This window comes from Lentzea sp., assembly GCF_036380075.1.
In the GTDB taxonomy this organism is placed as follows: Bacteria; Actinomycetota; Actinomycetes; order Mycobacteriales; family Pseudonocardiaceae; genus Lentzea.
On sequence record NZ_DASVFL010000254.1, the window covers coordinates 1 to 11283 of the forward strand.

Annotated in this window: 11 protein-coding genes and 1 riboswitch; of the genes, 7 read left to right on the top strand and 4 right to left on the bottom strand. The window is 70.3% G+C overall.

The genetic code is table 11. The annotated features are described in order from the left end of the window. Window positions 1–38: 38 nt before the first annotated feature. Window positions 39–132, top strand: a riboswitch (SAM riboswitch). Window positions 133–356: 224 nt separating this feature from the next. From VF330_RS27740 to VF330_RS27760, 5 genes are all read left to right on the top strand, one after another. Beyond that, window positions 357–1355, top strand: a complete 999-nt coding sequence (locus VF330_RS27740; RefSeq protein WP_330854627.1) for a methionine ABC transporter ATP-binding protein — start codon at window positions 357–359, stop codon at window positions 1353–1355. Beyond that, entirely contained in the window at window positions 1352–2035 is a 684-nt protein-coding gene (locus tag VF330_RS27745) for a methionine ABC transporter permease (RefSeq protein ID WP_330854628.1), read from the top strand. Before VF330_RS27740 ends, VF330_RS27745 begins: the two co-directional genes overlap by 4 nt. A gap of 28 nt (window positions 2036–2063) precedes the next feature. Continuing rightward, complete coding sequence (locus VF330_RS27750; RefSeq protein ID WP_330854629.1) at window positions 2064–2855, top strand: MetQ/NlpA family ABC transporter substrate-binding protein; 792 nt, start codon at window positions 2064–2066, stop codon at window positions 2853–2855. Between the two features lie 57 nt (window positions 2856–2912). Further along, window positions 2913–3875 (top strand): 4-(cytidine 5'-diphospho)-2-C-methyl-D-erythritol kinase, encoded by a 963-nt coding sequence (locus VF330_RS27755; RefSeq protein ID WP_330854630.1) that lies wholly within the window; start codon window positions 2913–2915, stop codon window positions 3873–3875. 115 nt (window positions 3876–3990) lie between these two features. Continuing rightward, window positions 3991–5763, top strand: a complete 1773-nt coding sequence (locus VF330_RS27760; RefSeq protein ID WP_330854631.1) for an ABC-F family ATP-binding cassette domain-containing protein — start codon at window positions 3991–3993, stop codon at window positions 5761–5763. 16 nt (window positions 5764–5779) lie between these two features. Here VF330_RS27760 and VF330_RS42110 read toward each other — a convergent pair whose 3' ends face one another. Next, on the bottom strand, window positions 5780–7174 hold the full coding sequence (locus VF330_RS42110; protein WP_414675463.1) for a DivIVA domain-containing protein: 1395 nt from the start codon (window positions 7172–7174) through the stop codon (window positions 5780–5782). On the opposite strand from VF330_RS42110, the gene VF330_RS27780 reads away from it, so the two are divergent. Continuing rightward, the gene (locus tag VF330_RS27780; RefSeq protein ID WP_330854632.1) at window positions 7173–8786 is read left to right on the top strand and encodes a fatty acyl-AMP ligase; all 1614 of its coding nucleotides are present in this window, start codon (window positions 7173–7175) and stop codon (window positions 8784–8786) included. The two genes, VF330_RS42110 and VF330_RS27780, sit on opposite strands and share 2 nt — an antisense overlap. Here VF330_RS27780 and pth read toward each other — a convergent pair whose 3' ends face one another. From pth to VF330_RS27795, 3 genes are all read right to left on the bottom strand, one after another. Further along, complete coding sequence (gene pth, locus VF330_RS27785; protein ID WP_330854633.1) at window positions 8787–9350, bottom strand: aminoacyl-tRNA hydrolase; 564 nt, start codon at window positions 9348–9350, stop codon at window positions 8787–8789. Then, window positions 9340–9846, bottom strand: a complete 507-nt coding sequence (locus VF330_RS27790) for a DivIVA domain-containing protein (RefSeq protein WP_330854634.1) — start codon at window positions 9844–9846, stop codon at window positions 9340–9342. The genes pth and VF330_RS27790 overlap by 11 nt, the downstream gene beginning before the upstream one ends. Window positions 9847–9908: 62 nt before the next feature. Beyond that, entirely contained in the window at window positions 9909–10514 is a 606-nt protein-coding gene (locus VF330_RS27795; RefSeq protein WP_330854635.1) for a 50S ribosomal protein L25/general stress protein Ctc, read from the bottom strand. Between the two features lie 466 nt (window positions 10515–10980). Here VF330_RS27795 and VF330_RS27800 point away from each other — a divergent pair. Further along, window positions 10981–11283: helix-turn-helix domain-containing protein (locus VF330_RS27800; RefSeq protein WP_422655573.1), on the top strand; the 303-nt coding region annotated here is incomplete at its 3' end.

Genomic DNA, 11283 nt, shown 5'->3' on the forward strand with positions numbered 1-11283 from the left:
GGCTTGCGCAACCGAACGTCCGTCCGGTTGACTGCTACTTGCCATCCGGAGCGACTGAGAGACCTGGCTCTACGACGTCGCAGCAACCACCCGCTGGATGCGGGCAGGTGCTAACGCCAGGACCGATGGAGGATCACCATGGGTACCACGCGAATGCTGACGCGCCGTCGAGTCGTCGACCAGTGCCGTCGCACCGCTTCTGCATGTCGTCGCCACCTCGTCTAAGGCGCCTTCTCCAAGTCCTTTGACGCGCACTCGGCACCGAGCGAGTGGCGCACACACCTGAGCAGAACCCTCGATCGCGCACCCCCGGCAACGGCGGGGTGTGTGCCGTCGCGCGCAGCCGTGGAGCAGAAGTGATCACTGTCGAAAACCTCACCAAGTCCTTCCAGGGCGTCAACGCCCTCAACGGCGTGACCCTCGACGTCGAGGCGGGCACCGTGCTCGGCGTCGTCGGCCCGAGCGGCGCCGGCAAGTCGACGCTCGCCCGCTGCGTCGCGCTGCTGGAGCGGCCCGACTCCGGTGCGATCCGCGTCGACGGCACCGACATCACCAGCCTCGACGGAAGCGCCCTGCGCGCCGCACGTCGGCAGATCGGCGTTGTGCCGCAAGGGGATTCGCTCCTCCGCCAGCGCACGGCCGCTGGCAACATCGCGCTGCCGCTCGAGAGCGCGGGCGTGCCCGGACCGCAGCGCCGCACCCGTGTGGGCGAGCTGCTCGACCTCGTCGGCCTGACCGACAAGGCGACGGCCTACCCCGACCAGCTGTCCGGCGGGCAGCGCCAGCGCATCGCCGTGGCGCGCGCCCTCGCCGCCAACCCGTCCGTGCTCCTCGCCGACGAGCCCACCAGCGCCCTGGACCCGGAGACCACCGGATCCGTGCTGACCGTGCTCGACCGTGCGCGCGCTGAGCTCGGTGTGACCGTCCTCGTCGTCACGCACGACATGGGCGTGGTCCGCAAGATCTGCGATGACGTCGCCGTGCTGGAGCAGGGCCGCGTCGTCGAGCACGGCAAGGTCCTCGACCTGGTCGGCAACGCAGGGAGCCGCACGAGCTCCGCGCTGCTGCCCGCCGTCGACCTGAACCCGATCAACGAGACCGCCTACGACCGGGTCGCCGACGTGGTGCTCGTCGGGTTCGCCGCGGTCGGCGCGCTGCTGCCCGAGGTGGCCCACCGGTTCGGCGTCGAGCTGAACATCGTCGGTGGCGGCCTCACCAGGCTGGGCGAGACGCCCGTCGCGCGCTTCCGGCTGGGCCTGAACGGCGAGCGCTCCGACTCCGCTCTCGAGTGGATCAGCGAGGCCGGCGGTGCGGTGCAGAGGTCCCTCAAGGGGCCGCAGGGAGTAGCTGCGTGAGGTCTGCAACACCCTGGTCCGACGTGCTGAGCTTTCTCGTCGAGGCCACCGGGGAAACGCTGTACATGGTCGGCGTCTCCACGGTCATCGCAACACTGTTCGGAGTTCCCGCAGGAGTCTGGCTGCAGCTCACCGCCAAGGGAGGGCTGCGGCCGAACGCCGCGGTGCACAGGATCCTGAGCTTCGTCACCGACCTGGGCCGCTCGATGCCGTTCATCGTGCTGCTCGTCGCGCTCACGTCGGTCACCCGCCTGATCGTCGGCGGCTCCATCGGCAGCACGGCGGTCATCGTGCCGCTGGCCGTGGGAGCGATCCCGTTCGTCGGGCGGCTGGTGCAGAACATCCTGTCCGAGGTGCACGTGACCGTGGTCGAGGCCGCGATCACCACGGGCGCCTCGACGTTGAAGATCGTGCGCAGCGTGCTGATCCGCGAGTCGCTGCCCGCGCTGATCAACGCCATCGGCGTCACCGTGATCGCCCTCATCGGGTACTCGGCGATGGCGGGCGTGATCGGTGGCGGCGGCCTCGGCGACCTGGCGATCCGCGAGGGCTACCAGCGCTTCAACGACCGGATCCTGTGGAGCACCGTGGCGTGGCTCGCCGTGCTCACCACTTTCATCCAGCTCGGTTTCACCCGTGCCGCCCGTGCGTCCGACCGGCGCCGGCACGCCTCCGTCTGATCCAGCAGTAATTCTCAAAAGGAACATCATGCGTATTAAGGCTGCCCTGATCGCGGTCGCTTTGACTGCTTTGTCCGCTTGCTCGTCGGGCGGTGCGTCCGCTTCGGACACGCTGAAGGTCGGCGTCTCGCCCGTCCCGCACGCCCAGATCCTCAAGTACGTGGCCGACAACCTGGCCGCGCAGAAGGGTCTGAAGATCGAGGTCGTCGAGTTCACCGACTACGTGCAGCCCAACACGGCGCTGGTCGACGGCTCGCTCGACGCCAACTACTTCCAGACCGTCCCGTACCTGGCGACGTTCACGAAGGAGAGCGGCGCCAAGGTCGAGTGGGTCGCGCCGGTCCACGTCGAGCCGCTGGGCCTGTACTCGAAGAAGTTCAAGAAGCTCGACGAGCTGCCCTCCGGCGCCAAGGTCGCCGTGGCCAACGACGCCACCAACGAGGCCCGCGGCCTGAAGCTGCTGGAGGCGAACGGCCTGGTCAAGCTCAAGGCCGTCGACCAGCCGACCGTGCGCGACATCGCGGAGAACCCGAAGAACCTGCAGTTCGTGCCGCTGGAGGCCGCCCAGCTGCCGCGGTCGCTGGAGGACACCGACGCGTCGGTGATCAACGGCAACTACGCCATCGACGCGGGTCTCAAGCCCGCCACCGACTCGCTCGCGCTGGAGAAGGCCGAGGGCAACCCGAACGCCAACGGCCTCGTCACCCGCACCGAGCTCAAGGGCGACAAGCGGATCTCCGACCTCGCGGAGCTGCTCGGGTCGCAGCAGGTCAAGGACTACATCAAGCAGACCTACAACGGCTCGGTCATCCCGGTCTGACGATGACGACGACCGGGGGAGGAGTCCGGGACCCCAGAACGCCCGTAGGCTGACGTGGTGCTCGCAGTCGTTCCACCCCCGGTCACAGTTCGCGTCCCGGCCAAGGTCAACCTGCACCTGGCCGTGGGTGACGTGCGCCCGGACGGTTACCACGACCTGGTGACGATCTTCCAGGCGCTCTCGCTGGTCGACGAGGTCACCGTCGCGGTGGCCGACGAACCCGGCGTCGAGGTGCACGGTGAAGGCGCCGACCAGGTGCCCACCGGAGCCTCCAACCTCGCCTGGCGCGCCGTCCAGCTGCTGGCCGCGCACGTCGGCAGGGACGCGGACGACCCCAAGGTCCGCGTCGTCATCCGCAAGGCCATCCCGGTCGCGGGCGGCATGGCGGGCGGCAGCGCCGACGCGGCGGCCGCGCTGGTCGGCCTGTCGTCGTTGTGGCGGCTGGAGATCAGCCGCGACGAGCTGGCCGAACTGGCCGGGAAGCTCGGCGCGGACGTCCCGTTCGCCCTCTACGGCGCCACCGCTCTCGGAACGGGCCGCGGCGAGCGGATCGTCCCGGTGCTCGGACGCCACCAGTTCCACTGGGTGCTGGCGTTCGACCGCCGCGGACTGTCCACTCCGGACGTCTTCGACGAGCTGGACCGCCTGCGCGCGGACGGCGACCCGCCGCGCGTCGGCCAGGTCGAGGCCGTGCTGGAGGGGTTGTCGTCCGGCGACCCGCGCCAGCTGGCCCTGCTGCTGGGCAACGACCTCCAGGCGGCCGCCGTCTCGCTGCGGCCGAACCTGCGCCGCACGCTGCGCGCCGGAGTCGACGCCGGGGCACTGGCCGGCATCGTGTCCGGTTCCGGGCCCACGACGGCGTTCCTGTGCGAGGACGGCGACATGGCCGTGCGCGTGGCGGCCGAACTGGCCGGGGCGGGCGTGTGCCGCACGGTGCGCGTGGCGCACGGGCCGGTGCCGGGAGCGCGCGTGGTCACGACCGAGGAGCCCAAGCCCACGCCACCCGAAGTGCACGCATAGCCGCCGCCCGGCCGCACGCGGAGTGGCATCCGCCCTGGCCGAGGCTGGCGAGCAGGGCCTTTGGGGCCGGTGGGTAGCCTCATGCCGGGCATTTCTTCTGAGTCGTGAGGTTTCGATGGCCAACCTGGTCAACCTGGAGTCCGTGTCGAAGTCGTTCGGCGTCGGTCCGCTGCTCGACAGCGTGTCTCTCGGCGTCAATGAGGGCGACCGGATCGGTGTCGTCGGCCTCAACGGCGGCGGCAAGACGACGCTGCTCGAGGTGCTGGCCGGACTGGAACCCGCCGACGACGGCCGGGTGTCGCGCTCGCGCGGGCTGCGGATGGCCGTCGTGACGCAGCGGACCGAGCTGCCGCACGGCTCCACCGTGCGCAACGCGGTGATCGACCCGCTCGGGTTCGAGTCCGAGCACGAGTGGGCGGCCGACGCCCGCGTGCGGTCCATTTTGGACGGACTCGGGATCACGGCGCTGGGCCTCGACTCCGTCGTCTCCACGATGTCCGGTGGCGAACGGCGCCGCGTCGCGCTCGCCGCCGCGCTGATCCAGGACCTCGAGCTGCTCGTGCTCGACGAGCCCACGAACCACCTGGACGTCGAGGGCGTGCGCTGGCTCGCGGAACACCTGCTGGCCCGCAGGTGCGCGCTCGTCGTCGTCACCCACGACCGGTGGTTCCTCGACACGGTCTGCAACCGCACGTGGGAAGTGGTGAAGGGCAAGGTCGAGCAGTACGAGGGCGGGTACGCCGACTGGATCTACGCGCGCGCCGAACGGCAGCGGCTCGCGGACACGCTCGAGGAGAAGCGGCAGAACCTGGCGCGCAAGGAGCTCGCGTGGCTGCGCCGCGGCGCGCCCGCGCGCACATCGAAGCCGCGCTACCGGATCGAGGCCGCCGAGGCCCTGATCGCGGACGTGCCCCCGTTGCGCGACAACGTCGAGCTGCTCGCGTTCGCCAAGAAGCGCCTGGGGCGCACGGTGATCGAGCTCGAGGACGTGACACTGTCCATTCCGGACCGCGTGTTGGTGCGCGACCTGACGTGGCGCATCGGGCCCGGTGAGCGGATCGGTCTGGTCGGGGTCAACGGCTCCGGCAAGACGACGCTGCTCCGCCTGCTGGCGGGGGAGCGGGAAACCGAGACGGGCAAGCGGATCCAGGGCTCGACGGTCAAGATCGCGCACCTCTCCCAGGAGCTGCTCGACCTCAACGGGTCGATGCGCGTGCTGGAGGCGATCGAGGAGGTCGCCCGCCGCGTCGTGCTCGGCAAGTACGAGATGTCCGCGTCGCAGCTGGGCGAGCGCTTCGGGTTCTCGTCGCAGAAGCAGTGGACGCCGGTGTCGGACCTGTCCGGTGGCGAGCGCCGCCGGTTGCAGCTGTGCCGGCTGCTGATGGCGGAGCCGAACGTGCTGCTGCTCGACGAGCCGACGAACGACCTGGACATCGACACGTTGCAGCAGCTGGAAGACCTGCTCGACTCGTGGGCCGGCACGCTCGTCGTGATCTCCCACGACCGGTACCTCGTCGAGCGCGTCTGCGACAAGGTCGTGGCGTTGTTCGGCGACGGCGGGCTGACCGACCTGCCCGGCGGCATCGAGGAGTACCTCAAGCGCCGCGACTCGCTGCGCGACAGGGAGAGCGCCGCGGCCGCCCCCGCCGCGGAGAAGGCGCCGTCCAACGCCGCCGACCAGCGCGCCGCCCGCAAGGAGCTGGCGCGGCTGGAACGGCGCCTGGAGGTGCTGCACAAGAAGGAAGCCGAGCTGCACGCCGCACTGGCCGAGGCCGCGACCGACCCCGACCGGCTGCTGAAGCTCGACGCCGAGCTCCGCGCCGTGCTGGCGGAGGAGACCGACGTCGAGGCGGCGTGGATGGTCGCGGCGGAGGTCGTGGAGGGCTGAGGGCCCTTGCGGCGGGCTACTTGCCCCGGCGGCGGAGCTCGTTCGCCAGCTGGGGCAGCAGCTCGTCGATGAACGACGTGTCGTAGCCCTGGCCGGAGAGCAGCGCGTAGCTGAAGCGCGCCTTCATGACCTCCTCGGAGGTCGCCCCCAGCATGCCGTCGAGCGCGACGCCGATCTCCTCCAGCATCCGGTCGACCTGCGCGGTGCGGTAGCCGCGCTGACCGGCCGGCGCCTGCGGGATCCGCAGCTGGCGCAGGTCCTTCCAGGACTTGACCGGCGGCATGCTGCGCATCGGCCCGGAGAGCTGCTGCTCGATCTGGCCGAGGAACGCGTCCACCTCGGTCTCGTCGTACCCGCGCCGTCCGATGAGCGGACGGGAGAACCGGACGTCGCGGACGTCCTTGCCGGTCAGGTTGTCCTGGCCGAGGAGGGTGGCCTCGATGCGGTCGAGGAACGCGTCCACCTGGGACTCCTGGTAGCCGCGGCGGCCGCGGGGAGGGCGGTGGAACGCGACGTTGCGGATGTCCGCGGCTGTGAGCTTCGGAGAGTCGACGGAAGCCGGCGCGGCCGGTCGCTGCACGGGAGCTTGTTGCTGGGGGCGCTGCGGCGGCTGTGGACGCCTCTGCTGGGGTCCCTGTTGCTGGCGCGGCAGCTGGGTCGTCACGGGAGGAGCCTGGCGCGGCGGCGGCGCCGTCTCGAACATGAGGACCACGAGGTCGAGGAACGTGTCGACGTCCTCCTGGTCGTACCCGAACGTTCCCGGCGCCGACTCGCCGAACACGGCGTCCTGCACCTGCCCGGCGGTCAGGTTGTCCCTGCCCCGCAGCGTGGCCTCGATGCGGTCGAGGAACGCGTCGATCTGGCCTTCGTGGTACCCGCGGGTCCCCGGTCTGGGCTTGTGGAAGCGCACGGCGGCCACGTCGTCCGGCGAGAGCCTCACCGCAGGTCTCATCGCCTGCGACGTGGCGTGCGCGCCCTGCGCCGGTGCCGAGGCCGTCTGGCGTTGCGGAGTGGACCGCAGCGTGTCCGCCACGAGCTCCATGAAGACGTTGACCTCGTTGACGTCGTAGCCGGGGTCGCGGGTCGCCGAGCTGAACTTCACGTTCAGCACGTCCTCGCGCGTCAGGGCGTCCCTGCTGCGCATGGTCGCCTCGACGCGGTCGAGAAAGGAGTCCACCTCGGCTGCGTCGTACCCGCGCTGCCCCCTGGGGGGCCGGTGGAACGCGACCAGTGCCACGTCCTGAGCGGAGAGCAGAGGAGCCGGATGCGCGGGTAGACGATGCTGCGCTCCGGGACCGCCCCGATCCACCAATGACCTCCTCCTGCGTACCTGTACTGGGGAGTATCGCGTTTCGCGTGGCACAACGTTTCGCCCTGATGGACCAAACGGCGCCACTACGATCGCGAACATGAGTCAGTTCGTGGATGTGATGCTGGCGACGGCCTCCAGCAGCGGGGACAGGGGCATGACGACGGGTGAACCCGCCGCGCCCGTCCACCGGACCTGGGCCGAGGTGCACGAACGCGCCCGGCGGATGGCCGGTGCGCTCGACGTGGCGCCGGGCACCGCGATCGCCGTGCTCGCCGCCGAACCAGCCGTGATCGCCCCAGCCGTGCAAGCCGCATGGCTGTGTGGTGGCAGCGTCACGATGTTGCATCAACCCACACCACGCACCGACCTGGCCGAGTGGGCCGAGGACACGCTGCGGGTGCTCGCCATGATCGACTCGCGTCTGGTCCTGCTCGGCAGCCCCTTCGACGCCCTGGCTCCCGTGCTGGACCAGCACGGGATCCCCTACCGCAAGCTGTCTGAGCTAGACGCGGAGCCGATCGCTGCTCCTGTTCCCACCGACGAGGATGCCACGGCTCTGCTGCAGTTGACGAGTGGATCGACCGCCGATCCGAAGGCGGTCCGCATCACACACCGCAACCTGATGGCGAACGCCGAGGGCATGCGCGTCGCGGCGGCGCTCGATCCGGGCTCCGACGTCATGGTTTCGTGGCTGCCGTTGTTCCACGACATGGGGATGGTCGGGTTCCTGACCGTGCCGATGCTGTTCGGCCTGGAACTGGTCAAGGTCACCCCGGTCGACTTCCTGTCCCGCCCGACGCTGTGGGCCGACCTGATCACCCGGCACCGCGGCACGATCACCGCCGCGCCGAACTTCGCCTACGCCATCGTGGCCCGCCGGCTGGCTTCGTCGTCGGACTCGTTCGACCTGTCGTCCCTGCGGCTCGCGCTGAACGGCGCCGAGCCGATCGATCCCGCCGCCGTGGAATCGTTCGTGGCGGCCGGCGCCCGGTTCGGGTTGCGGCCGGAGTCCATCCTGGCCGCCTACGGGATGGCGGAGACCACGCTGGGTGTGGCTTTCGCGCCCCTGTTCACCGGTCTGTCGGTGGACGTCGTGGACGCCGACGCCGTCGAGGCGGACCGGCGCGCCGTGCCTTCCGACACGGGTCGCGCGTTCCCGTTGCTCGGGCCGCCGCTGCCGGGACTGGAGCTGCGGGTGGTGTCGGACTCGGGCGAGGTGCTGGGCGTGCGGGACGTCGGTGAGCTGCAGATCCGCGGCGAGGCCGTCACCCCCGGCTACCTGACCGTGAACGGGCCTCTGGCCACTCAGGACGCCGAGGGGTGGCTGTCCACTGGAGACCTCGGGTACCTGGTGGAGGACGGCCAGGTCGTCGTCTGCGGTCGGCGCAAGGACGTCATCATCATGGGCGGGCGGAACATCTACCCGACCGATGTGGAGCGTGCCGCGTGCTCGGTCGACGGGGTGCGGCCCGGCAACGCGGTCGCGGTGCGGTTGGACGCGGGCACCCAGCGCGAGCGGTTCGCGGTGGTGCTGGAGTCGAAGCTCGCCGGGGACGCCGACGCGGAGAAGGACCTGGTCAAGCAGGTCACCGCTCGGGTGGTGGACGCCGTCGGGCTGCGGCCGTTCGCCGTCGTCGTGCAGCCGCCGGGGACGTTGCCGAAGACCCCGTCGGGGAAGCTGCGGCGGTCGGCGGCGGCCGCGCTCGTGTGACTAGTGGAAGGCGTTCTGCGCGGCTTCGAGGCCCTTGCTGACGAGGGCCTCGGCCGCGTCCGCCGCCCGGTCGATCTCCAGCGCCAGCTGCTTGCGTTCGACGGTGGAGAAGTCCTTGAGGACGTAGTCCGCGGGGTCCTGGCGGCCTGACGGGCGGTCCACGCCGAAGCGCAGGCGGTGGTAGTCCTTGGTGCCCAGGGACTTCGTGATCGAGCGGAGTCCGTTGTGGCCGTTGTCGCCGCCGCCGAGCTTCATCCGCAGCTGTGCGAACGGCAGGTCAAGCTCGTCGTGGATCACCAGGATCGTGGTGGGCTTGAAGAACTTCACGGCGCTCGCGACCGGGCCGCCGGAGAGGTTCATGAAGCTGCGGGGCTTGGCGAGGACGACGCGGTGGCCGGACAGGCGGCCTTCGACGATCTCCGCACCCGACTTGTGGGCCTTGAACTTGCCGCTCATCCGCGCGGCCAGCTCGTCGAGGACCAGGAAGCCGATGTTGTGGCGGTTGCCTTCGTACTTGGGGCCTGGGTTGCCCAGCCCGACGACGAGGGCGAGGTCAGCGTCCACGGAACCGCAACTCCTGCTCGAGATCGTCCAGCAACGTGTCGACGGCCTGCACCTGGTAGCCCTTGCCCAGCAGGCCGGACGTGGTGCTGAACCGGGTGTTGCGGACCTCGGTGGAGGTCATGGCGCCCCTGCCGTCCAGGTTGGCCGCGGCACGGGCGACGAAGGCGTCGACTTCGGCGCGATCGTAGCCGGTGCCGGACTTCGGCAGCTTGCGCCCGCGCAGGTCCTCGCCGGTGTTCAGGCCCGTGGGCGGCACGATGCCGTTGCGGACCTGGAACTCCAGCAGGTGCAGGACTCCGTCGACGCTCAGCGGGTCGTAGCCGTTCGGGACCGCGGCGAACCGGACGGTGCGCACGTGGTCGGGGTTGAGGCGGATCCTGCCGGCCAGCGCGTCGGCGATGATCAGCAGGAACTCGTTCACCTGGCCGGGGTCGTAGCCCTGGCGCTTGCGGCGGAACGTCTTCGACCTCACCTCGGTCGGGCTCAGGTACTGCAACGGCGCGCCTCCCCCCTCGTGAGGGGGTGGCGCGCCGTCTGTGCGGCCCGACGTGATGGGGCTCAGCTCTCCTCGGTGGCCTCAGGCGCCTCGGCCACAGCCTCGTCGCCCTCGAGCTCCGCCGCGGACGGCGCCTCGTTGACGGCGATGATGAGGGCCTCGGCGTCCGTGACCAGCGTGGTGCCCTTCGGCAGCTCCAGGTCGCCGGCGTGGATCTGGGTGCCGGCCTCCTTGCCCTCGATCGAGAGCTCGACCTGCTCCGGGATGTTCAGGGCGTCCGCCTCCACGCTGATGGTGGTGGCGTCCTGCGTGACGAGCGTGCCGGAAGCGGCCTCACCGGTCACGACGACCGGGATGTCGACGGTGACCTTCTCGCCCCGCTGGACGAGGAGGAGGTCGACGTGCTCGATGTAGTTCTTGATGGGGTGCGTGGTGACGGTCTTGGTGAGCGCCAGCTCGTTCCCGCCTTCGAAGGCGAGGGTGAGGACGGCGTTCTGACCGTGCTCGCGGACGACACGGGCGAACTCGAGCGCCGGCAGGGCCAGGTGCTTCGGGTCGGAACCGTGGCCGTAGAGCACCGCGGGGATCTTGCCGGCGCGACGGGTACGGCGGGCGGCGCCCTTGCCGAATTCGGTGCGCTGCTCAGCGGCGAGACGGACCTCGGACACGGTGGGGTACTCCTTACAAGTCTGGCCTTGTACGTCGGGGCGGTGCACAAGTCATTCGCGGGTGAGGCTTGGTGGTGGCCTGCGGCGGCGAGCAGCGCGGAAACGGGTCAACACGCGCGGCATCAAGCCACCGCGTCGATCACGTTGAGCTGGGGAGCTCGCCCTCGCCGAGGCAACCCGACCAGTGTAGGTGAGTCGGTGGTGGGGAGGCCAATCGGGGGTGGGTGGGGTGGTTTTCGCAGTTCAGGCGGGTCCTGGGGCGTGACGCGGCCGGGCGGGTGGTTGGCTTGCCTGGGGCGTGCCGCGGCCGGGCGGGTGGTCACCTTGCGGGCCGCGGCCGGGCGGGTGGTCGGCTTGCGGGCGGCGGGCTTGCGGTTGCGTGCTTTCACCTGGGGGCGCTGCCCCCAGACCCCCGGCAATCTCTTGGGTTCTAGTGGTCGTTGCAACGCCTGAGTTTTCAGGGGTTGTGATGTTCGAGATCCGGGAGGATCGCTCGGGTCGTAAGCGGTTGGATCGGGAACGGGCCGCTTATCTTGATCTTGTGGCGAGTGGTGTGAGCAGCCGGGAGGCGTGCCGGGTCGTCGGCATCAACTACCGGACCGGCAAGAGGTGGCGCAACGGCAAGAACCAGTCGAGATGGAACAACGCGGCGCCACCGATCACCGAGGTGCCGGCACCGCTGGTGCGGGGCCGGTTCCTCAACGAGGACGAACGGATCGTGATCGCCGACCGCCGCCGGGCCGGCGCCTCGACACGCCAGATCGCCACC

Bases quoted from the DNA above. Each gene is read 5' to 3' on its own strand.
- VF330_RS27760 (WP_330854631.1), top strand. From the start codon at position 3,991: ATGGCCAACCTGGTCAACCTGGAGTCCGTGTCGAAGTCGTTCGGCGTC.
- VF330_RS27780 (WP_330854632.1), top strand. From the start codon at position 7,173: ATGAGTCAGTTCGTGGATGTGATGCTGGCGACGGCCTCCAGCAGCGGG.
- VF330_RS27750 (WP_330854629.1), top strand. From the start codon at position 2,064: ATGCGTATTAAGGCTGCCCTGATCGCGGTCGCTTTGACTGCTTTGTCC.
- VF330_RS42110 (WP_414675463.1), bottom strand. From the start codon at position 7,174: ATGTTCGCGATCGTAGTGGCGCCGTTTGGTCCATCAGGGCGAAACGTT.